The sequence below is a fragment of the Burkholderia sp. SR8 genome, from assembly GCF_052851275.1.
Genome location: NZ_JAULUC010000009.1, coordinates 140,139 through 160,663, shown reverse-complemented (window position 1 = coordinate 160,663; position 20,525 = coordinate 140,139). Strand labels below are relative to the sequence as shown.

The window sequence follows — 20,525 nt, the reverse complement described above, 5'->3', positions numbered from 1 at the left end:
GAGGAGCACTCATGTTCGATACGAAAGTGGCATTGATCGTGCGCGACGATCTCGCGGCGTGGCAGAAACTCAACGTGGTCGCGTTTCTCGCAACGGGCGTCGCGGCCGGCGCACCCGAGGCGCTCGGTGAGCCTTACGAAGATGCGGCGGGCAACCGCTACGGCCGCATGCTGGGCCAGCCGATGCTGGTATTCGCGGCCGACCTGAACGGCCTGCAGGCGGCGCACCGGCACGCGCTGTCGCGCGATGTGACGATCGTGCCGTACGTCCGCGCGATGTTTTCGACCGGGCACGATGCGGCCAACCGCGAAGCGTTTCGCGCCGAGGATGCGGCGAATCTGGATCTGGTCGGCCTCGCGCTGCACGGCCCGAAGAAGGCCGTGGACAAGGCGGTGAAGGGACTGGCGTTGCACGGGTGAACCCGCCGTGCAACGCCGCCGCGTTGGCGATCAGCGGTGAACGAGCACGTTCACGAGCTTGCCGAACGGATCGCGCACGAAAAAGCGCCGCACGCCCCACGGTTCGTCGGCCGGGCCGTATTCGACGGCGATACGTGCCGCGTGGATGCGCGCGAGCGCTTCGTCGAGGTCGTCGACTTCGATCGACAGGTCGGGCGTCGGCGTGCCCGACCCGCCCTGCGATGCGAAGCTGATCTGCACGCTCATCCGCTCGGTGTTGCCGTAGGTTGCGATCCAGCCGAGGTCCATCAGCAGGTCGAGACCGAAGATCTGCTGATAGAAGCGTTTCGCGTCGTCGACCGATTGCGTGTCGACGTTCGCGACGATGCGTTTGACTTTCATCACGTTCCTCCGCACGTTCCACGAACCCGGCAGAATCACAGGCCGCCGGCCCGTTGCAGGCCGGCGGCGTCCTGCCTCAGCCGCCGAGATACGCCTGCTTGATCCGGTCGTTCGCGAGCAGGTTCGCGCCCGTGTCGGCGAGCACCACGCGCCCCGTTTCGAGCACGTAGCCGCGATCGGCCACACCGAGCGCCTTGTTCGCGTTCTGCTCGACCAGGAACACCGTGACGCCTTCGTCGCGGATCGTCCGGATGATATCGAAGATCTGCGCGATCACGAGCGGCGCGAGGCCGAGCGTCGGCTCGTCGAGCAGCAGCAGGCGCGGCTTGCTCATCAGCGCGCGGCCGATCGCGAGCATCTGCTGCTCGCCGCCCGACATCGTGCCGGCGCGCTGCGTCGCGCGTTCCTTCAAACGCGGAAACAGCTTGAACACGTGCTCGATGCCGTCGTCGATCTCGTGACGGCTCGCGAAGAAGCCGCCCATCTTCAGGTTCTCGAGCACCGTCAGGCTCGGGAACACGCGCCGCCCTTCCGGCGAGATCGCCATCCCCTGCCGCATGATCTGGTGCGTCGACATCGCGGTGATGTCGTTGCCCTCGAACAGCACGCGGCCCGACGATGCGCGCGGCGTGCCGCATACCGTCATCATCAGCGTCGTCTTGCCGGCGCCGTTGCTGCCGATCAGCGTGACGATCTCGCCCTTGTTCACCTCGATCGACACGCCCGCGAGCGCCTCGACCGCGCCGTAGTGCGTATGGACCTGTTCCAGCTTCAGCATCACTCTTCCCCCAGATACGCCTTGATCACGCGCGGGTCGTTGCGGACCGCTTCCGGCGTGCCGATCACGATCGGCCGGCCGTGCTCCATCACGAGGATGCGGTCCGACACGCCCATCACGAGGCTCATGTCGTGTTCGATCAGCAGCACCGATACGCCGAACTCGCGGCGCAGCTTGTCGATCAGGTGCTGTAGCTCGATCTTTTCCTGCGGGTTGAGGCCGGCCGCCGGCTCGTCGAGCATCAGCAGGCGCGGCTCGGTGATCATGCAGCGCGCGATTTCCAGACGCCGCTGGTGCCCGTACGACAGCGTGCCGGCCGGCCGGTTGGCGACTGCCTTCAGCCCCATCCGGTCGAGCCATACCGCCGCGCGTTCGAGCGCTTCGTGCTCGGCGCGCCGATACGCGGGCGTCGAGAAGAGGCCCGGCAACAGCCCCGACTTCACCTTGCGATGCTGCGCGACGAGCAGGTTCTCGACGACCGTCAGCGACTTGAACAGCCGGATGTTCTGGAACGTGCGCACCAGGCCCTTCAGCGCGATCTTGTGGCTCGGCAGCCCGCCAATCGCGTGGCCGTCGAGCACGACGTCGCCGCCGGTCGGCTTGTAGAAACCGCCGACGCAGTTGAACACCGTGGTCTTGCCCGCGCCGTTCGGCCCGATGATCGCGAAGACCTCGTTGCGGCGCACGTCGAAATCGATGCCGTCCACCGCGAGCAACCCGCCGAAGCGCATCTGCAGCCCGGCGACCTTCAACAGTTCTGCATTCGCGCTCATTGCGGCAGCTCCACGTGGGGACGGCTCGCGGGCAACAGGCCCTGCGGACGCCACATCATCATCAACACCATCACCAGACCGAAGATCAGCATCCGGTACTCGGCGAAGCCGCGCGCGACTTCCGGCAGCACGGTCAGCAGGATCGCCGCGAGAATCACGCCGAGCTGCGAGCCCATCCCGCCGAGCACGACGATCGCGAGGATCAGCGCCGATTCGATGAAGGTGAACGATTCAGGATTCACGAGGCCCTGACGCGCGGCGAAGAACGCACCGCCGATACCGGCGAACGCCGCGCCGAGCGTGAACGCCGACAACTTGATGCGCGTCGGGTTGAGACCCAGCGAACGGCACGCGATCTCGTCGTCGCGCAACGCTTCCCACGCGCGGCCCATCGGCATGCGAATCAGGCGGCTCGTCACGAACAGCGTGAAGCCGACCAGCACCAGCGCGATCAGGTACAGGAAGATCACCATGTGTTCGCCGCTGTATTCGAGGCCGATCAGCTCATGGAACGTCTTCGCGCCTTCGACGCTCGCCGAGCGCGCCATCTCGAAGCCGAACACCGTCGGCTTCGGAATGCTCGAGATGCCGTCCGGGCCGCCGGTCAGGCTCGTCAGGTTGTTCGCGAGCAGGCGGATGATTTCGCCGAAGCCGAGCGTGACGATCGCCAGATAGTCGCCGCGCAGGCGCAGCACCGGGAAGCCGAGCAGGAAGCCGAACGTCGCCGCGGCGATCGCCGCGATCGGCAGACACTCCCAGAACGACAGCCCGAAATACTGGTTCAGCATCGCGTACGTATAGCCGCCGACCGCGTAGAACCCGACATAGCCGAGATCCAGCAGCCCCGCGAAACCGACCACGATGTTCAGCCCGAGGCCGAGGATCACGTAGATCAGCGCGAGCGTGGCGACGTCTACTGCACCGCGCGAACCGAAGAACGGCCATACGAGGCCGACCGCGAGCATCACCCAGATGATCACGCGCTGCTGCTGCGCGCCCATCGCGGGCATCGCCGGCAGCTTCACTGCCGATTTCGCGCGCACGAGCCACGGCTTGAACAGCTGGAACAGGAACACGGCCGCGACCGCGATCCACACCGGACGCCAGTGCGGCGTGAGCACCACCTGATAGCCGTCGAGCTTCAGCTGCAGGCCGAGCACCGGGATCGTGAGGATCGCCGTCAGAAGCGCGGCGGCCACTGCATTCTTCAGCGCCTGGCCGACCGATGCGTCGGCGGCCGGGCGGCGAACGGAAAGGACTTGACTCATCTGCGTCTCCCTCAGACCTTTTCGATGTCCGACTTGCCGAGCAGGCCGGTCGGACGGAAGAGCAGGATCAGCACGAGCAGGCCGAACGCGACCACGTCCTTGTACTCGGCCGGCATGTAGCCTGCGGCGAAGGTTTCGGCGAGGCCCAGCAGCACGCCGCCGAGCATCGCGCCCGGGATGCTGCCGATCCCGCCGAGCACCGCGGCGGTGAACGCCTTGATGCCCGCGACGAAGCCGATGTACGGATTCAGCTTGCCGATCGTCAGCCCGATCAGCACGCCGCCGACGGCCGCCAGCATCGCGCCGAGCACGAACGTGAACGAGATCACGCGATTCGTGTCGATGCCGAGCAGGTTCGCCATCTTCATGTCTTCGGCACACGCGCGGCACGCACGGCCCATCCGCGAATGCGAGATGAACAGCGTGAGCGCGATCATCAGCACGATCGTCACGCAGACGATCAGCAGACGCGCATACGGAATCGTCACGTCGTAGTCGCCGCCCAGATGGATGTCGAACGCGCCGGAGATCAGCACCGGCACCGACACGTCGCGCGCGCCCTGGCCGATCTGCACGTAGTTCTGCAGGAAGATCGACATGCCGATCGCGGAGATCAACGGCACGAGGCGCGGGCCGCCGCGCAGCGGGCGATACGCGACGCGTTCGACCGCGAAGCCGTACAGGCCCGTCACGATCACCGACACGATCAGTGCGGCGCCGAGCACGAGCGGCAGCGGATAGCCGGCGGAAATGCCGATTGCGGTGAGAGTAACCAGGCCCACGTACGCGCCGATCATGTAGATCTCGCCGTGGGCGAAGTTGATCATGCCGATGATGCCGTAGACCATCGAATAGCCGATGGCGATCAGCGCATAGATCGCACCCAGCGTCAGGCCGTTGACCAGCTGCTGGGCGAATTGAGGAAAGAAGTCAGTCATGTGCGGGAAGCTCCCGTTGGCATTGGGACGCATGCCGTCGCCGGATCACGGCGTTCGGCAGCGCGCAACGCACGGTGTCGTCTCGGGCCGCCCTCGTCGGCCGCGCACGGGGAATGCGCGGCCAAATGCGCACGCGCCCCGTCCGGGTCTCGGACAGGGCGGGTGCGCGGGCGGGTACTTCGTTATTACCGGGCGGCGGTCTTCGTCGCGTCCTTGTGCCACGTGTAGACGACGAACTTGAACGCCTTCAGGTCGCCCTGTGCGTCATACGCGACCTTGCCGATCGGCGTGTCGAACGTCGTCTTGTGCATGTACGCGGCGACCTTCGTCGGATCCGTCGTCTTCGCGCCTGCGATCGCATCGGCGATGATCTTCACCGCTGCGTACGACGGCATCTGGAACGGGCCGTTCGGGTCGCGCTTCTTGTCCGCGAATGCCTTCACGAGGCCTGCGTTGGCCGGGTCGGCCGAGAAGTCGGCCGGCAGCGTGACCAGCATGCCTTCCGAAGCCGGGCCGGCGATCGCCGTCACGTCCTTGTTGCCCACGCCTTCAGGGCCCATGAACGTCGCCTTCACGCCCTGCTCGCGCGCCTGGCGCATCAGCAGGCCCATTTCCGGGTGGTAGCCGCCGAAGTACACGAAATCGACGCCTTGCGACTTCAGCTTCGTGATGATCGCCGAGTAGTCCGAATCGCCGGCGTTGATGCCTTCGAACAGGACGACCGGGATCTTCGCGGCTTCGAGGTCCTTCTTCACCGACGACGCGATGCCCTGGCCGTACGACTGCTTGTCGTGCAGGACCGCGACCTTCTTCGGCTTCACGGTGTTGATGATGTAGTGCGCGGCGGCCGGGCCTTGCTGGTCGTCGCGGCCGATCGTGCGGAAGATGAAGTGGCGCTTCTTGCCTTCCGTCAGCTGCGGCGCGGTGGCCGACGGCGTGACCATCACGATGCCTTCGTTTTCGTAGATGTCGGATGCGGGAATCGTCGAACCCGAGCACACGTGGCCGATCACGTACTTGATCTTCTGGCTGACGATCTTGTTGGCGACGGCGACGGCCTGCTTCGGCTCGCACGCGTCGTCCATCATCACCACTTCGAACTTGTTGCCGCCCGCACCGCCGGCCGCATTGATCTGCTCGATCGCGGTCAGCGCGCCGGCCTTCACCATGTCGCCGTATTGGGCGACCGAGCCGCTCATCGGACCAGCGATGGCGATCTTCACGGTTTCCGCTTGCGCGGCGGCGGCGCCGGCGGCGAACAGCACGGCGGCGACGGAAATGGACGTAAGACGGGACAGCGTCATCTGGGAGCTCCTCGATGTTGTTTAGTCATACGGGCAAAGGCGGCATGACTTGCGCAATCGAACAGCACCCGGGGCGAGGACATGGGACACGCCCGAGACACATGAAGACGGACCTGCGGATGGATGATGCGTAGCGGGGCCCGGCTCTTGCAGTCCCCAACGGGGACGTCTGGTTCGGAAAGACATCGTGATGCGTCTTGCATTGCGCAAGCGTTTCGCCTGCCCCGCTTGCCAACTGCTCGTTCGGAGGGATGGTCCGACAGCCGTTGGCAAGGCAGTCGAAATTATATGGGCGTTTTTAAATCGTCTGTCAAAAATGCCGGCATACCGAGGGAAAACACGGAGAAACTTGCCGGGTTGAGGGTGGCGATCGGGAGCAACTTGACGGGCAGGATAACGTTTGCGGCGGGTGCAATTGGGTTGCTATTTTGGATGGGATAGCGGGCCGCGGCCTTGTTAGAACTGGGTTTTCTGGAAGTGGTCGGTCGCGGGAGGCCGTTTTTGAACGTTTTGGGGGCGGATCGGCGAGAAGCTATCGTCCGATGATTGCGCGCGCGTGCACCGATACGGGGCGGTCGGATTGTGCGGCCAATCCTTCCAGTTCCTGACGGAAGATTGCGCATCGAAAGCTTGTTGTGATTTTCATGAAATAATCCGGATTCGCTTCAGCAATCCAGCCAGCCTTCCTGCGAGTCGCGCCCACCGCGCTTCGTCGTCGCTTCAGGGCCGCTTCGACGCCCATCCGTCGCCGAACCGCCAGCCAGTGATCTGCCGTTCTCTTCATTGCATATCGCCTGCTTCGGATCGCCGATGAATCAGTCTCTTCGCTTGTCCTCCGCCGCCGCGCTCGCTTGCGTGCTTGCTCTTTCCGTTTCTACTGCCGATGCTTCGGGCCGCGATTCGCTGGTCGAGCGTTCGGGCAGTGCCAATGTTTTTCGGGCGGAACGTCGGACGGTTGCTCGAGATGACGGGCGGGTGGTTACAACAACGACGCGGCAGAATCAGTACGCGGCGCCGGTCGAACACAGTCCGTTCGATACGCCGGATACGCGGCCGCTGCGGGTTTCCGGCGATACGCTCGTGCCGCTGCCGGCAGCGGAACGTGGGTCTCGCGACTCCGTTTGGCCGTCGAATCGTGTCGAACTCGGTGCGGGCGGCAGCGATAGCTTCGGTCGCGCGTTACCCGGACACGAACAGCGCGAACTCAACTGGAATGAATATCTGCGGGCCAATGGGTCACATGCGGCCGGCGGCCAGAATTCGTATGCCCTAACGCGGCCTTTCGATGCCGCACGTGGACCACACGGTGCGCCGAATCCGTACGATCCGTCCGTGCCGCAACCAGAGACGCGGACGTTTTATGACGACGGCGCCGGGTCGCATTGCATGGCGACGGGCGGTGCGGGGACCGCGCAGTCGTCTTGCAATATTACTTGGTGATGTTTGGTGGTGACGATCCGCGGCGCGTTAATACGCTCGCCTTCGCTCGCCTTCCGGATCGGCGGCTATCGACCCGAAGCGGCCCTTCAGATTTATCCAAAGCGGCCAATCGTTGCGACCTGCGGCGGGATTTTATAGCCTCGCTCGATGAGTATCTTGGCCTCGGCGCGACTGCGGAATCATTCCCGATTAAATCGCTTCTCCCGCAGCGTGCCGTTGGAACCTTCAACGGAGTCGTTCTGCCAAGGGCGGCAAGAACGGACACAGCGTGTACGATCTGGTCTTCAAGAAAACCATCCAAGGAGAGAGGAATGAATCCGGAACAGGCCCGAGCCGAAGAAACCCAGGCGATGGAGCGCATGGTGGCCGCCACGCTGCGCGTGCAGAGTACGTTCGCTTCGATGCAGAAGCAATTTCCGCCGCAAGGCAGCGGCGAGCCTTCGCCGTTCGCGCTGCAAACCTTTGATGCCGCCCTGCAGGAACTTGAAGACGCACAGGCCGCGTTCGATGCGCTGCTGAACGATCTGATCGACGGTAACCGCTAAAGGCTACGCCCTTATCCGCACCGATTGTCGACGATCTAAAAAGCTGTGCCGAACGGCCGTTCATGGCCGCTTCCAGACGCTGAGGCATGCAACAGTCGCGAGTTCCGATTGTCCGCGCGCAGCTTGCTAATCAGAAACCCAGCCTCACCAAGGCGTCTCTATCCATTCGTCCCGCCAGGTTCAGAACCTCACCGGCTAAGCTGTCCGAAAACCCGAGCCCATACCGACCGAACGCGTCGCGCGCGGTCTTCCAGGAGATACGAAGCCGCGAGCGTCAAGAGACCTGAAATTGCACCTGTCACGATGTGTTCGACATAGGGAATACGGTAGTGACTCGTGTGCGAGTAAGCATCGCCCAACGTCGTCAGAACGCCAACGATCAGCGCATTACCGTATCGATGTCCGTACAGTTTCGTCGCCGGCGTGAAAGTCAAAAGTACAGCCAGTAGCCCGGTAAACAATCCCGTATGAAGTGCAATACTCCAGTGTGCAACGCTCATGACGTTTCCCCAGCTCCCTGGCATGCAGGTCATGCACGCACTGGTCGGCTGCCAGAAACGCTGGACAAACAGCCTAACGCGTTGCTTCCACTCGATTGACATGATGCATTCCCGTCAATGCCGTCATCAGGCCCGGCCCAATCATACGTATCGTTGAAGCACCCTTCACCGCGGCGAAACCACAATCGCCGCCCGCCGATTCTGCATCCTCCCGGCAGGCGTCCGGTTATCCCCGACCGGATCGCTTTTCCCCTTCCCGACCACCGAGATCCGCTTCCCGTCCAGCCCCACATCCACCAACTCGATCGCCACCACCTCCGCCCGCCGCTTCGACAACTCCAGATCGTAAGCCGCCTCCCCCTCCTGATCCGAGTACCCATAAACCCGAACGCCATTGATCCCCGCCGACTTCAACGTCCGGCCAATCCGCTCGACAATCCGCCTGACATCCGGCTTGAGGTTATACCGATCGAAATCGAACAGAATCGGCCCCGTCGACCCGAACTCGAATCCCTGCTCGGTCTCCTGAAACCCGGCCGACTTCAGCGCCGTGACCTGCGTCTGCGTGAGCCCTCGATGCAGCGGCGCCGTCTTGCATCCGCCAAGCAGCAGGCACAGCAACACCGAACTCCAGACGCACATCCCGACGCACACTCTCCCACTGCTCAATGGCAACGAGCTTTTCATGATCGTCCCCTTCCTGCGCGCCCGCGTCGCGTGCGCTTTTTATCCCGCCGCTGCGGCCTCGTCCGCAGCGCGAAACGATCGCCATCACACCCGCCCGGCGACCGCTTCCGCCAGTCGCCACGACCCCGGCCGCGCTCGCTTGGCGCGGTACATCGCGGCATCCGCCGCGCGCAGCAAGCCGCTCGCATCCGACGCGTGGTCGGGATACAGCGCAACGCCGGCACTCATCATGGTGGCCACCATGCGTCCGTCGGACAGCTCGATCGACGGCACCATGCCGGACAAAATCTCGTCGGCGATCCGGCACACGCTGTCCGCTTCGCGCACGCCCGCCAGCATCACCGCAAACTCGTCGCCGCCCAGCCGGGCGACGAGATCGGTCTCGCGCACCTGCGTGCGCAGCCGCGCCGCGACACCGATCAGCACCGCGTCGCCGGCATCGTGACCGAGGCCGTCGTTGATCTCCTTGAAGCGGTCGCAGTCGAGATACAGCACAGCGACCCGCTGCCCCGTCACCACGGCATCGCACAACGCAACCGACAGACGCGACTCGAACTGCACGCGGTTCGGCAAACCGGTGAGCGCATCGTGCGTCGCCTTGTGTTCGAGCGACGCGTTTTCATCGCGCAGCGTGTTCTGCCAGTCTTCGAGTTCGTCGAGCAGCGCATTGAAGTCGTCGCCGAGCTGGTTCAGTTCGGCAATCGCCACGGGCTCGACGCGCCGCGCGAACGCACGCTCGCGCCGCACGGCGTGCGCGACACCGGCGAGCGCGCGCAGCGGCGCGACGATGTTGCGCAGCAGACGCTTCGAACTGATATAAGCGCCAAACACGCTGACGACGAGGCAGCCGAGAATGCCGCCGATGCCGCCGATCAGGAACCCGAAGAACTGGTGTCCACGGCCGCGCACGATCACCTGGCCGACGACGATGCCGTCATGCATGACCGGCGCCGTGACGGGCCCCGGCAACGCGAGACTGGCGACGCCGCGCTCGAGCCGCGCGATTCCGTCGGTGACCGGCAACTTCCACGTCGCGAACAACTGCCCCTTGCCGTCGGTGACGACGACCTGCGCGACGTCTTCATCGGCGGCGATCATCGCGATGGCCTCGTTCGCCGCGACGCGGTCGCCGAACACGAGCGCCGCCTCGACCGTATAGCCGAGCGAGCGGGCGAGCAGGTTCAGGTTGTTGCCGGCATACGCGCGCAATGCGATCACTGCGACGACGATCAGCGACACGGCAGCCATCGCGACCGCCACGAACGCGAGGCGCAGGTGCGCGCGGCGCAACACGCTTTGCAGCGTCGGGCGCGGCACGCGTGAAGAGGAAATGGGGGGCGCGGAGCGTGTCATGGCGTCACCGGCCGCCGCGCGAGATTGAGCACATTGGGATGGACCCGCACGCCGCTGCGCTCGACCGCATCCAGATTGACGTCGAACGTCACACGCTCGCCTTCGACGGTCAGGCAGAACATGCTGCCCGCGGTGCAGGACGGATCGTGTTCGTCGATGGTCAGCACCGCGCGACCGGCCACCGCGGTGCGCACGCGCGTTCGCTCGTCGTTGCCGAGCGCGCCGAGATAGACGATGTCGCACGCGATCCCGAGCGCGGGATCGTCGAAGCGCACGCGCTGCACGTCGAGCACCGTCGAGCCGGCCTGCAACGTGTCGGTCAGGCCGCTCGCGTAGTCGGCTCTGCCCGTCACGCACAGGTGCAGGCGCACGGGCGTGGTCGGCCAGCGCGTGAAACTCACGATGCCGAGCACGACCTGGCGCACGGCGGAGTCGTGTGACGAAAAGGCGGGAGCGGTCGGATTGGCGGGGGTCGTGGTGCCGGCCACGCGGATCGTGTCGACCGGATCGCCGGCATCGGCAGGCGCGCCCGCGAGGACGCCCGGTGCAATGCTCAGAGCGCAAACGATTGCGACGAACGCGTGACGCAGCGTGGCGACTCGGCGCTGTCTGCCGGACGCCTTCCGCGCGGCGATGGCCGCCGCGCACGCTGGCGTCGATGCGACTGCAAGACCCGCAGCCGCCGCGCACACGCTCGCATCCATGATGAATACATCTGCTGCCGTCGTTCCCGGTGCTGCGTCCTGCCTGCCATGCGCGTGCAGTCACCGTATCGCGCGCACAAGTGCTTCCATCTTAGGTAAAAATTCGTATCCCAAACCAGTGGGATACACCCGCGAATGGCGGGAGAAAGTCTGTTGAATCGGTGCTGTGCACGACGACAAGGTAACGATGCGGCCTAACGCCGATTCACCTGCGACACCGAGGCATTTATCAGCGGATAGGACGACCGTGCGGGTCAAACTTCATATGTTCCTCAGCGGGGCACGGAACTGTTTACGCAGCACACCGATACGCAACCAGTAAAAGTTGCTGGGCGATTCCGTCGCCAACCCGAACGGATCCGTCGCGCGATGTTCGACACGACGAAAGCTGATGCGCCAGGAAAAACGACGCTTATTTCGACTTGCACAATACCGTCCGGAACACATACCCGTTCCCGTCCTTCACGGCCTCCGACACACGGTCGTCGCCGACGCGCGCGAACAACCCCGCACGGCTGTCTTCGCGACACGCGCCTGCTGCCGAATACGTCGTCCGTACCAGCACGTGCGAAAACAGCGTCCGGGTTTCGCTACTTCCTATTAGATAGGTGGGCCCGATCAGCAACGGCACTGCCCAGATCACCATACCAATCGGCGCTAGCGTGGTAATCACCTGGCGAAGCCGCTCACGACTATCCCTCTCGTTCTTCTTAAGTCCGAACCTGAGTCTTTTCCAGGCCACGGTCATCCGTTCAGCGCCGTCCGTACTGAATATCCTGACTTGAATCGCAGCATGCTGAACGATCATGCTACCGATCAGGAAAACCATCTGAAATACAAAGAATGCAACAAGCACAAGTCCCGCTGCCTGAACCAAATGCAGCACGAAAAATACGGAAGCTGACAAGCCAACGAAACTGGAAAAATGATCGACGGTTTCATGCGTCAACGCCAAGACGAGCTTCTCCGCGTCCGAGTGCGCAAGCCAGAGCGCGACCGACGCAACCGCCAGATACGCGCCCTTTCCCAATACCTTGCTCCACGTCCAGCGCGCGAGCAGAAGCAATACATGGAAAATGTGCCGCGCAGCTGCGTATGCCAGAAGAAGAAATACGAGTATCGAGAAACGGCCGATCCACATCATATCCAGCCCGATCCACAAGACTCCGCAAAGCAACGACAACATCGCGACCAAACCATAAGCCACGTTGACGTCCGGAGGAAGTTCCGCGATCGGGCGCAGTTTCCGCATGACTCTGACGGTGCGACGGATCAGCCATGTTCGAAACGGCCGCAACATGGGTATCCATTCACGCAAGATCCGGTACAGCATCGTTGCCGACATCGCGCCGACAAGAAGTCTGATCACGAATTGAAACCTGATGAGCGGCAGCATGACGATCAGTCCGGCCAACAGCGCTGCGCTGCGAACGATCGGCGATCGATGCCACGGAACGGCGGGAGGTCGATGGGTCTCGGGAATATTGTTTTCGGACATTGCGGGTTCAGATGGCCAGTTGGCAAATTCGAGGAAGTCGCTGCCCCCAGATGCGTCAGCCATTCCGGAAGAGAAAAGCGCAGTTCGAGCGACGCCTTCGTATCCGGCTTCGTGCGGCCGGCCCGCCTAGCGTACAACCTGAGCGCCCGCCGCGGCAACCTCGTCTCTTGCGAAACGCGCCCAATTCGCGCATCGCCGTGTTCCCGAGTATCCTTGCTGATCATTCGATTGAAATTCCGAGCACCCGGCCGAAGCGCTTATCGCCGACGCCGCGTGTCGATCATCAACCGTTTATTTCGTCTTCCCTCATGGACTTCGACGTAATCGTTCTGGGCGCAGGCATCGTCGGCGTCTCCGCCGCGCTGCACCTGCAGGATCGCGGTCGCAAGGTCGCCCTCGTCGACCGCGGCGCACCCGGCGAAGGCACGAGCTTCGGCAACGCCGGATTGATCGAGCGCTCGTCGATCGAACCGTATCCGTTTCCGCGCAGCCCGTTCACGCTGATGCGCTACGCGCTGAACCGTTCGACCGATCTCTACTGGCACAGCACGTCGCTGCCGGCATTCGCGCCGTGGCTCGCGCGTTTCTGGTGGGAATCCGCGCCGATGCGTCACGCAGCCGCGTCGCGCGACATGCTGCCGCTGATCGAGCGCTGCATCGTCGAGCACGACGCGCTGATCGCACGCGCCGGCGCCGGAGAACTGGTGCGCGCAAGCGGCTGGATGGAAGCGTTCCGCACGCCGGCCGCGTTCGAGCGCGCGGTCGCCGATGCAGCGCTCACCGCGCGCCGCCACGGGCTCGGCATCACGCCGCTCGATGCCGCCGCACTCCGCGCGCGGGAACCAAGCCTCGCACCGGGCTTCTGCGGCGCGCTGCACTGGCTCGATCCGAAAAGCGTCGTCGATCCGTCCGCGCTCGTCAAAACCTACGCGCAACTCTTCGTGCAAGGCGGCGGCACGCTGCTCACCGGCGATGCCGCGAGCCTCGACGCGCTGGCGCCCGGCTGGCAGGTCACGACGGACGAAGGCCGGATCGCCGCGCCGTCCGTGGTCGTCGCGCTCGGGCCCTGGTCGGACACGGTGTTCGGCAAGTTCGGCTACAAGATCCCGCTGCGCGAGAAGCGCGGCTATCACATGCACTACGCGCCGTCCGAACGCGGCACGCCGTCGGCGCCGATCGTCGACCGTGAATACGGCTACGTGATCGCGCCGATGCGGCGCGGCTTGCGGCTGACGACCGGTGTGGAAATCGCACGGCGCGGACTGCCGCCGACGGGTGTGCAGCTCGATCGCGCGGAACGCATGGCGCGCCCGGTGTTCGGTTTCGGCGAGCGGCTCGATCCGCAGCCGTGGCTCGGCTTCCGCCCGTGCACGCCCGACATGCGGCCGGTGATCGGCCCCGCGCCCGCGCATCGCGGGCTGTGGTTCTCGTTCGGGCACAACCATCACGGTCTGACGCTCGGCCCCGTCTCCGGCCGGCTGCTGGCCGAGATGATGACGGGCGAGACACCGTTCACCGACCCGACGCCCTACCGCGCCGACCGCTTCTGATTCTCGACGTCCGAACGCGCAAACGATCGGAACGTCGGTCGGAACGTCTGACGGCCCGCACTCAGTCGAGCGCGCGGCCGAAGATCTCGATCACCTCGTCGAGGTGCTCGGCCATCGCACGACGCGCGGCCTCCGGATCGCGCGCGCGGATCGCATCGAGAATCGCACGGTGTTCGAGCTCCGACCGATGCGGCATGTCGTTCGGCATGTACAGCGACTGCAGCCGCTGGAACATCAAATCGTACTTGTGCGCGAGCAACTGCTTGATCATCAGCGCATAAGCCGGATTGTCGCTCGCTTCCGCGATACGGATATGAAACAGCCGGTCGCCCGGGTGCGTGAGCGAACCGCTGCGGTTGTCTTCCTGGTTGCGCAGAAACGCGTCGTGAATGCCTTCGATCTGCGCGTCCGAGCCGTGCTTCGCCGCGAGCGACGCGGCTTCCGGCTCGATCAGCCGGCGCGCCTGCAGCAGCGCGAACGGCGGAATCTCGGTATCGAGGTCGAGCTCGATGCCGAGCTCCGGATCGATCTCGACGATCGAAAACGGCGCGACCTTCGTGTCGATCTGCGGCGCCGGCGCGGCGGCCGCCTCCGGCTGGCGCACCTTCACGCCGTCGCCGACGCGCACGCTGACGAGCCCGTTCACCTCGAGCGCGATCAGCGCCTCGCGCACCGACGTGCGCGACACGCCGAACCGTTCGGCCAGCTCGCGCTCGGGCGGCAGGTAGCTGCCCGGCGGGAAATCGCCGGACTCGATCATCGCGCTGAGCTTGTCGGCGATCTGCTGGTACAGGCGGCGGTTCTGAATCGGCTGGATGGACATACGTTGATACTGGTAAGCGGTTGCGTTGCGGACGGCCTGGCGAATGGAGCGCGCGCATCGGGCCGTTCGCGCCTATTTTATATGCCGGGCCCGATATCGCCCGGCACCGCATAGCAACGTGCGGCCGTGCCGCCCCACAACGCGTTGCGCTCGGCCGCCGACAACCGCGCTTCGGCCCAGCGCTCGATCAGCGACGCCACTTCGTCGTACGACGCCGCAAGCAGGCACACGGGCCAGTCCGAACCGAACATCAGCCGCTGCGGGCCGAACGCATCGAGCGCCGCGTCGAGGCATTGCTCGATGTGCCGGATATCCCGTCCGCGCAAGCCGCGTGGCCAGTCGGTCTCGGTCACGAGCCCCGACAGCTTGCACACGACGTGCGGCAGCGCGCCCAGCTCGCGCAAACCGGCACGCCAGCGTGCGAGCGCCGTTGCATCGCGGTCGAACTCGGCGAGCGCGGGCTTGCCCGCATGATCGAGCACGAGCCAGTGCGCATCGTGTCGCGCGCAGAACGCATGCACGTCCGGCAGCTGACGTTCGAACACGAGCACGTCGTACACGTAGCAGCTTTTCTGCAGCCACGCGACACCGCGATTGAAGGCGGGATCCGCAACGAACGCAGCGACGTCGGCTTCGTCCTGCACCTGATGACGAAAGCCGCGCAGCTTCGGGCTGCGCCACGCGGCGACACGGTCGGCCAGTTCGGGCGCACCGAGATCCTCCCAGCCGACCACCGCCGCGATGCGCGCGTCGTCGCGGGCGAGCTCGAGCAGGAACGCGGTCTCGTCGCGCCCGCCGCGCGCCTGCACCGCGATCGACGCGCCGAGCGCCTGCGCATGCATCTGCGGCCACAGCGCGTCGGGCAGGTAGTCGCGGACGAGCACGTCCATCCCGGGGCCGATCCACGGATAGTCGGCCGCGCGGTAACGCCAGAAGTGCTGATGGGAATCGATACGCACTGCGCCCATGGTGTCCTCGTGTTTCGCCGTCACGCGCCGGGTCACGTCACATCGCGCCGCATCGCGCTCAGTCGTACAGCACCGCCGCGATCTTCGGGTCGTCGATATTGGTCTTGTCGTACCAGTAGAAACCGGTATCGATGACCTTCGGCAGCTTCTCGCCCTTGATCGCCTTCACGGCCGCTTCGACCGTCTTGTAGCCGATCCCGACCGGGTTCTGCGTGATCGCACCGGCCATCAGCCCGCTGCGGATCGCTTCCTTCTGCTGCTTGCCCGAATCGTAGCCGACGATCACGACCTTGCGCTTCATCTCGCGCACGCCGTTCACCACGCCGATCGCCGAGCCTTCGTTGGTGCCGAAGATGCCCTTGAGCTTCGGATACGCCTGCAGGATCGACTTCGTCACTTCGGTCGACTTCAGCTGATCGCCTTCGCCGTACTGCACGGTCACGATCTGCACCTTCGGATGCGCGGACTTCATCCGTTCGAGAAAGCCGTCTCGGCGGTCGATGCCGGTGCGGCTCGTCTGGTCGTGCGCGACCACGGCCACCTCGCCTTCGTCGCCGATCAGCGCGGCGAGCTTGTCGGCGGCAAGGGCCGCCGCGGCCTTGTTGTTGGTCGACGCGGTCGTCACCGGGATGTCGCTGTCGACGCCCGAGTCGAACGCGATCACCGGGATCTTCTCGGCCTGCGCCTTCTTCAGCAGCGGCAGCGCGGCCTTGCTGTCGAGCGCCGCGAAGCCGAGCGCGGCCGGCTTCTTCGCGATCGCGGCGGACAGCATGTCGATCTGCTTGTCGACCATCGCCTCGGTCTCGGGGCCTTCGAACGTCACCTTCACCTTGTAGTCCTTCGCAGCCTGCATCGCGCCGGATTTCACGGCCTGCCAGAACTGATGCTGGAAGCCCTTCGAGATCAGCGGAATATAGGCTTCCTGCGCCTGCGCGCCGGCCGTCACGCCGACGGCGAACGTCAGCCCGACGATCGCGTTCAACACCTTGCTCCTGATCACTTCGCGTCTCCTTGGTTGGTATCGACTGAAATGCCGGCCCGGCCGGCGGTGAAGCGCCTGTGTGCCTGTGTTCGTTCGTCCGTTGGCTCGTGCGTGCGTCAGCGGCGGCGCCGGCGCAGGATGTCCACGTAGACGGCGAGGATGATGATCACGCCCGTCACGACGGTCTGCCATTCCTGCGCGACCGACATGATGCGCAGGCCGTTGGTCAGCACGCTCATGATGAACGCGCCGATGATGGTGCCGACGATGCTGCCCGCGCCGCCCGACAGCGACGTGCCGCCGATCACGACGGCCGCGATCGCATCGAGCTCGTAGCCCTGCCCGAGCGCCGGCTGCGCGGAGTTCAGCCGCGATGCGATCAACAGGCCGGCAATCCCGCACACCGCGCCGCTGAACGTATAGACGGCGATCTTCCACGCATCGACGTTCACGCCGGACAGGCGCAGCGCTTCCTCGTTGCTGCCGAGCGCGAACGTATAGCGGCCGAAGATCGTGCGGTTCAGCACGATCGACGCACCGATCGCGACGAGGAACAGGATCAGCACCGCATTCGGAATCGGCAGCGCGGGAATCAGGGTGCCGATCAGCGAATCCTGCGCGATCGACGTGAAGCCCGGCGTGTCGTTGAAGTAGATCGGCCGCGTGCCGGAGATCACGAGCGACAGCCCCTTGAGCAGCATCATCATCCCGAGCGTCGCGATGAACGGCGGCACCTTCATCTTCGCGATCACGAAGCCGGACACGCTGCCCGACAACGCGCCGAAGCACAGCGCGGCCAGGATCCCGAGCGGCAGCGGCATCCCCCACTTCGTCAGCACGACGCCGGCCATCACCGCGCAGAACGTCATCAGCGTGCCGACGGACAGATCGATGCCGGACGTGATGATCACGTACGTACATGCGACGGCGAGCACGCCGTTCACCGCGGTGGCCTGCAGGATCGCGACGAGGTTGTCGACTTCGAGGAAGTTCGGCGACGCGAAACTGAAGAACACGATCAGCAGCACGAGGCTCGCGAACGCGAGCAGCTTCTGCCGCGCGGCCGGATTGAAGAAGCGGGCGCGCAGGCCCGGTGCGCCGGCCGGCGAGTCGCCGGTGGCAAGAGGCGGAACGGGATGCGTATCGTTGGACATGATCGGTCAGCGTCTGGACAAAACAATCAGGACAACACGGTCGACTCGCGCTGCGTCGCGAGCTGCATGATCTTTTCCTGCGTGGCGTCGGCCGCGCGCAATTCGCCGGTCACGCGCCCTTCGCACATCACGAGAATCCGGTGGCTCATGCGCAGCACCTCGGGCAGTTCGGACGAGATCATCACGATCGCCTTGCCGTCGGCGGCGAGCGCGTCGAGCAGCTTGTAGATCTCGCTTTTCGCGCCGACGTCGATGCCGCGCGTCGGCTCGTCGAAGAACAGGATGTCGCAGTCGCGCAGCAGCCACTTCGCGATCACGATCTTCTGCTGGTTGCCGCCCGACAGCAGGCGCGCGGGCTGCGCGACCGACGGCGTGCGGATCGCGAGCTGCCGCACGTACGACTGCGCGGTGTCGCGCATCCCGCGCGCATCGAGGAACAGGCCGCGGCGCACGAAGCGCCGCATGCTCGACAGCGCGATGTTGTTCTGCACGTCCATCCCGACCGCCAGCCCGAAGTGCTTGCGATCTTCGGACAGGTAGCCGATCCCGTGCCTGACCGCGTCCGCCGGCGTGCGAATCGTCACGGTCTTGCCGTGCACGCGGATCTCGCCCGCGTCGACCGGGTCCGCGCCGAACACCGCGCGCGCGACCTCGGTGCGGCCCGCGCCCATCAGCCCCGCGAAGCCGAGAATCTCGCCGCGCCGCAGCGTGAAGCCGACGTCGCGGATCGCGCGGCCGCGCGACAGTCCGCGCACTTCAAGCGCGATGTCGTTTTTCGCCGTATCGGGCGGCGTGCGGAACTGCGCATCGAGCTGACGGCCGACCATCATCGCGATGATCGAATCCATCGACGTGTCGGCCATCGGCACGGTCGCGACGTACTTGCCGTCGCGCATCACCGTCACGCGATCGGCGATCTGCCGCAGCTCGTCCATCTTGTGCGAGATGTAGACGATGCCGACACCATGCGCGCGCAGGTCGCCGATGATGCGAAACAGCTCGGCGATCTCCGCGTTGTTCAGCGCGGCGGTCGGCTCGTCCATGATCAGCACGCGCGAGTCGAACGACAGCGCCTTCGCGATCTCGACCATCTGCTGTTTCGCCACCGTCAGCCGGCCGACCTGCGTGCGCGGATCGAGATCGAGCCGCATCCGCGCGAAGATCGCGGCGGCGTCGCGGTTGAGCTTCTCCTCGTCGACGAACACGCCGAAGCGGCCGCGCGGCTCGCGGCCGATGAAGATGTTCTGCGCGACGCTCAGATGATTCATCAGGTTCAGTTCCTGATGGATGATGCCGATTCCGAGCGCCTGCGCGGTACGCGGATCGGCGATCTCGACCGCGCGGCCGTCGATCCGGATCTCGCCTTCGTCCTTCTGATAGACGCCGGCGAGAATCTTCATCAACGTCGATTTGCCCGCGCCGTTCTCGCCCATCAGCGCATGCACTTCGCCGGCGCGCAGGTCGAACCGGCAATCGTCGAGCGCCTGCACGCCGGGGAAGCCCTTGCTGATGCCGGTCAGCGCAATCAGCGGCGGCGCGGCGGTCTCCAGGCTCTGGTTCGGGTTCGAAGCGGGTTGCATGGTTCGCCGTCCTCAGCCGATCGCGCGATCGAGATGCGTATAGCCGCCATCGACGAACAGCCACTGGCCGGTCGTATGCGATGCGCGCGCCGACAACAGGAACACGGCCGTGTCGGCAATCTCGTCGGCCGTCGTGAAGCGCTTGCCGAGCGGCACCTTGGCGGCGATTTCCGCGATCTTCGCGTCCGGATCGTCGAAGCCGGCGATCCAGTTCTGGTAGAGCGGCGTCATCACTTCGGCCGGGATCACCGCGTTCACGCGCACGCCGTCGTCGCGCAATGCGACGGCCCATTCGCGTGTCAGCGCGAGCTGCGCGCCCTTCGACGCGCAGTAGCCGCTCGTGTTGCCCTGCCCGGTGACGGCGGTCTTCGACGAGATGTTGACGATCGCGCCGCGCGTCGCCTTCAGGTGCGGCACACAGTAATGCGCCATCACGTAGTAGTGGATCAGGTTCCGCTCCAGCGATGCGACGAACGCGTCGCGGCCGGCATCGAGCCCGATGCCGTCGTTGATGCCCGCGTTGTTGACGAGCCCGTCGATGCGGCCGAAACGCGCGACGGTCTGTGCGACGCCGTCGCGGCACTGCGCGTCGTCCTGCAGTTCGACCGTGACGCACGCGGCGCGCGGCTGCTTCTGCGCGAGTTCGCGCCAGAATCCGTCGTCCGGCGCGTGGCGCGCGAACACCACCGGAATCGCACCTTCGCCGGCAAGCCGCATCGAGATCGCGGCGCCGATGCCCGACGCGCCGCCGGTCACGATCACGACCTTGTCTTGCAGATTCAGATCCACTTCGCGTCTCCGTCGTTCATGTTGTCGCCGCGCATGCCGTGCGCGGTGCATCGCCGTGCCGCCTGCTGCGTGCGGCGCGCCACGTGCCGCG

Annotated in this window: 22 protein-coding genes; 4 read left to right on the top strand and 18 right to left on the bottom strand. The window is 65.1% G+C overall.

What is annotated here, in order from left to right:
* The first annotated feature begins 11 nt into the window (after positions 1–11).
* A complete protein-coding gene (locus Q3A80_RS14420) occupies positions 12–419 on the top strand; it encodes a DUF2000 family protein (protein ID WP_446329641.1) in 408 nt (135 codons plus the stop codon).
* A gap of 30 nt (positions 420–449) precedes the next feature.
* Here the strand turns inward: Q3A80_RS14420 and Q3A80_RS14415 are convergent, their stop codons facing one another.
* The 7 genes from Q3A80_RS14415 to Q3A80_RS14385 form a co-directional block, all read right to left on the bottom strand.
* Positions 450–800, bottom strand: a complete 351-nt coding sequence (locus tag Q3A80_RS14415; protein ID WP_446329640.1) for a VOC family protein — start codon at positions 798–800, stop codon at positions 450–452.
* A 76-nt stretch (positions 801–876) separates the two neighbouring features.
* Positions 877–1,578 (bottom strand): ABC transporter ATP-binding protein, encoded by a 702-nt coding sequence (locus Q3A80_RS14410; protein WP_011694813.1) that lies wholly within the window; start codon positions 1,576–1,578, stop codon positions 877–879.
* Positions 1,578–2,351 (bottom strand): high-affinity branched-chain amino acid ABC transporter ATP-binding protein LivG, encoded by a 774-nt coding sequence (gene livG, locus Q3A80_RS14405; protein ID WP_446329639.1) that lies wholly within the window; start codon positions 2,349–2,351, stop codon positions 1,578–1,580. The genes Q3A80_RS14410 and livG overlap by 1 nt, the downstream gene beginning before the upstream one ends.
* Positions 2,348–3,619, bottom strand: coding sequence for a high-affinity branched-chain amino acid ABC transporter permease LivM (locus Q3A80_RS14400; protein WP_446329638.1), 1,272 nt, complete (start codon positions 3,617–3,619; stop codon positions 2,348–2,350). Before Q3A80_RS14400 ends, livG begins: the two co-directional genes overlap by 4 nt.
* Positions 3,620–3,630: 11 nt before the next feature.
* The gene (livH, locus tag Q3A80_RS14395) at positions 3,631–4,557 is read right to left on the bottom strand and encodes a high-affinity branched-chain amino acid ABC transporter permease LivH (RefSeq protein WP_006484734.1); all 927 of its coding nucleotides are present in this window, start codon (positions 4,555–4,557) and stop codon (positions 3,631–3,633) included.
* A 185-nt stretch (positions 4,558–4,742) separates the two neighbouring features.
* Complete coding sequence (locus Q3A80_RS14390) at positions 4,743–5,861, bottom strand: branched-chain amino acid ABC transporter substrate-binding protein (protein WP_446329637.1); 1,119 nt, start codon at positions 5,859–5,861, stop codon at positions 4,743–4,745.
* 532 nt (positions 5,862–6,393) lie between these two features.
* Entirely contained in the window at positions 6,394–6,645 is a 252-nt protein-coding gene (locus tag Q3A80_RS14385; RefSeq protein WP_446329636.1) for a hypothetical protein, read from the bottom strand.
* Between the two features lie 26 nt (positions 6,646–6,671).
* Here Q3A80_RS14385 and Q3A80_RS14380 point away from each other — a divergent pair, with 26 nt between their 5' ends.
* Both Q3A80_RS14380 and Q3A80_RS14375 read left to right on the top strand, forming a co-directional pair.
* Positions 6,672–7,301, top strand: a complete 630-nt coding sequence (locus Q3A80_RS14380; protein ID WP_446329635.1) for a hypothetical protein — start codon at positions 6,672–6,674, stop codon at positions 7,299–7,301.
* Between the two features lie 311 nt (positions 7,302–7,612).
* A complete protein-coding gene (locus Q3A80_RS14375) occupies positions 7,613–7,846 on the top strand; it encodes a hypothetical protein (protein WP_011549124.1) in 234 nt (77 codons plus the stop codon).
* A gap of 188 nt (positions 7,847–8,034) precedes the next feature.
* Here Q3A80_RS14375 and Q3A80_RS14370 read toward each other — a convergent pair whose 3' ends face one another.
* The 5 genes from Q3A80_RS14370 to Q3A80_RS14350 form a co-directional block, all read right to left on the bottom strand.
* Positions 8,035–8,448: a hypothetical protein gene (locus Q3A80_RS14370; protein WP_446329634.1), complete on the bottom strand. Its 414-nt coding sequence runs from the start codon at positions 8,446–8,448 to the stop codon at positions 8,035–8,037.
* 63 nt (positions 8,449–8,511) lie between these two features.
* Positions 8,512–9,033: an OmpA family protein gene (locus Q3A80_RS14365; RefSeq protein ID WP_446329633.1), complete on the bottom strand. Its 522-nt coding sequence runs from the start codon at positions 9,031–9,033 to the stop codon at positions 8,512–8,514.
* An 84-nt stretch (positions 9,034–9,117) separates the two neighbouring features.
* Positions 9,118–10,386: a diguanylate cyclase domain-containing protein gene (locus Q3A80_RS14360; protein ID WP_446329632.1), complete on the bottom strand. Its 1,269-nt coding sequence runs from the start codon at positions 10,384–10,386 to the stop codon at positions 9,118–9,120.
* Positions 10,383–11,090, bottom strand: a complete 708-nt coding sequence (locus tag Q3A80_RS14355; RefSeq protein WP_446329631.1) for a YfiR family protein — start codon at positions 11,088–11,090, stop codon at positions 10,383–10,385. Before Q3A80_RS14355 ends, Q3A80_RS14360 begins: the two co-directional genes overlap by 4 nt.
* Positions 11,091–11,502: 412 nt before the next feature.
* A complete protein-coding gene (locus Q3A80_RS14350; protein WP_446329630.1) occupies positions 11,503–12,588 on the bottom strand; it encodes a hypothetical protein in 1,086 nt (361 codons plus the stop codon).
* Positions 12,589–12,896: 308 nt separating this feature from the next.
* Between Q3A80_RS14350 and Q3A80_RS14345 the strand changes: the two genes are divergently transcribed.
* Positions 12,897–14,138 (top strand): NAD(P)/FAD-dependent oxidoreductase, encoded by a 1,242-nt coding sequence (locus tag Q3A80_RS14345; RefSeq protein WP_446329629.1) that lies wholly within the window; start codon positions 12,897–12,899, stop codon positions 14,136–14,138.
* 61 nt (positions 14,139–14,199) lie between these two features.
* Here Q3A80_RS14345 and Q3A80_RS14340 read toward each other — a convergent pair whose 3' ends face one another.
* From Q3A80_RS14340 to Q3A80_RS14315, 6 genes are all read right to left on the bottom strand, one after another.
* A complete protein-coding gene (locus tag Q3A80_RS14340) occupies positions 14,200–14,961 on the bottom strand; it encodes a FadR/GntR family transcriptional regulator (protein WP_446329628.1) in 762 nt (253 codons plus the stop codon).
* Positions 14,962–15,038: 77 nt separating this feature from the next.
* Positions 15,039–15,929: an amidohydrolase family protein gene (locus Q3A80_RS14335; RefSeq protein WP_446329627.1), complete on the bottom strand. Its 891-nt coding sequence runs from the start codon at positions 15,927–15,929 to the stop codon at positions 15,039–15,041.
* A gap of 58 nt (positions 15,930–15,987) precedes the next feature.
* Entirely contained in the window at positions 15,988–16,929 is a 942-nt protein-coding gene (locus Q3A80_RS14330; RefSeq protein ID WP_446329626.1) for a substrate-binding domain-containing protein, read from the bottom strand.
* 98 nt (positions 16,930–17,027) lie between these two features.
* Entirely contained in the window at positions 17,028–18,065 is a 1,038-nt protein-coding gene (locus Q3A80_RS14325; protein ID WP_446329625.1) for an ABC transporter permease, read from the bottom strand.
* Between the two features lie 26 nt (positions 18,066–18,091).
* Positions 18,092–19,645, bottom strand: a complete 1,554-nt coding sequence (locus tag Q3A80_RS14320) for a sugar ABC transporter ATP-binding protein (protein WP_446329624.1) — start codon at positions 19,643–19,645, stop codon at positions 18,092–18,094.
* A 12-nt stretch (positions 19,646–19,657) separates the two neighbouring features.
* Positions 19,658–20,434 (bottom strand): SDR family oxidoreductase, encoded by a 777-nt coding sequence (locus Q3A80_RS14315; RefSeq protein ID WP_446329623.1) that lies wholly within the window; start codon positions 20,432–20,434, stop codon positions 19,658–19,660.
* Positions 20,435–20,525: the final 91 nt, after the last annotated feature.

What these genes read in the sequence shown, in the direction of transcription:
- Q3A80_RS14370 (WP_446329634.1), bottom strand. Translation starts at nt 8,448, where the DNA reads ATGTCAATCGAGTGGAAGCAACGCGTTAGGCTGTTTGTCCAGCGTTTC.
- Q3A80_RS14360 (WP_446329632.1), bottom strand. Translation starts at nt 10,386, where the DNA reads ATGACACGCTCCGCGCCCCCCATTTCCTCTTCACGCGTGCCGCGCCCG.
- Q3A80_RS14390 (WP_446329637.1), bottom strand. Translation starts at nt 5,861, where the DNA reads ATGACGCTGTCCCGTCTTACGTCCATTTCCGTCGCCGCCGTGCTGTTC.
- Q3A80_RS14380 (WP_446329635.1), top strand. Translation starts at nt 6,672, where the DNA reads ATGAATCAGTCTCTTCGCTTGTCCTCCGCCGCCGCGCTCGCTTGCGTG.
- Q3A80_RS14420 (WP_446329641.1), top strand. Translation starts at nt 12, where the DNA reads ATGTTCGATACGAAAGTGGCATTGATCGTGCGCGACGATCTCGCGGCG.
- Q3A80_RS14325 (WP_446329625.1), bottom strand. Translation starts at nt 18,065, where the DNA reads ATGTCCAACGATACGCATCCCGTTCCGCCTCTTGCCACCGGCGACTCG.
- Q3A80_RS14355 (WP_446329631.1), bottom strand. Translation starts at nt 11,090, where the DNA reads ATGGATGCGAGCGTGTGCGCGGCGGCTGCGGGTCTTGCAGTCGCATCG.
- Q3A80_RS14335 (WP_446329627.1), bottom strand. Translation starts at nt 15,929, where the DNA reads ATGGGCGCAGTGCGTATCGATTCCCATCAGCACTTCTGGCGTTACCGC.
- livH (WP_006484734.1), bottom strand. Translation starts at nt 4,557, where the DNA reads ATGACTGACTTCTTTCCTCAATTCGCCCAGCAGCTGGTCAACGGCCTG.
- Q3A80_RS14345 (WP_446329629.1), top strand. Translation starts at nt 12,897, where the DNA reads ATGGACTTCGACGTAATCGTTCTGGGCGCAGGCATCGTCGGCGTCTCC.
- Q3A80_RS14340 (WP_446329628.1), bottom strand. Translation starts at nt 14,961, where the DNA reads ATGTCCATCCAGCCGATTCAGAACCGCCGCCTGTACCAGCAGATCGCC.
- Q3A80_RS14320 (WP_446329624.1), bottom strand. Translation starts at nt 19,645, where the DNA reads ATGCAACCCGCTTCGAACCCGAACCAGAGCCTGGAGACCGCCGCGCCG.
- Q3A80_RS14350 (WP_446329630.1), bottom strand. Translation starts at nt 12,588, where the DNA reads ATGTCCGAAAACAATATTCCCGAGACCCATCGACCTCCCGCCGTTCCG.
- Q3A80_RS14375 (WP_011549124.1), top strand. Translation starts at nt 7,613, where the DNA reads ATGAATCCGGAACAGGCCCGAGCCGAAGAAACCCAGGCGATGGAGCGC.
- Q3A80_RS14365 (WP_446329633.1), bottom strand. Translation starts at nt 9,033, where the DNA reads ATGAAAAGCTCGTTGCCATTGAGCAGTGGGAGAGTGTGCGTCGGGATG.
- Q3A80_RS14400 (WP_446329638.1), bottom strand. Translation starts at nt 3,619, where the DNA reads ATGAGTCAAGTCCTTTCCGTTCGCCGCCCGGCCGCCGACGCATCGGTC.
- Q3A80_RS14385 (WP_446329636.1), bottom strand. Translation starts at nt 6,645, where the DNA reads ATGAAGAGAACGGCAGATCACTGGCTGGCGGTTCGGCGACGGATGGGC.
- Q3A80_RS14415 (WP_446329640.1), bottom strand. Translation starts at nt 800, where the DNA reads ATGAAAGTCAAACGCATCGTCGCGAACGTCGACACGCAATCGGTCGAC.
- Q3A80_RS14410 (WP_011694813.1), bottom strand. Translation starts at nt 1,578, where the DNA reads ATGCTGAAGCTGGAACAGGTCCATACGCACTACGGCGCGGTCGAGGCG.
- livG (WP_446329639.1), bottom strand. Translation starts at nt 2,351, where the DNA reads ATGAGCGCGAATGCAGAACTGTTGAAGGTCGCCGGGCTGCAGATGCGC.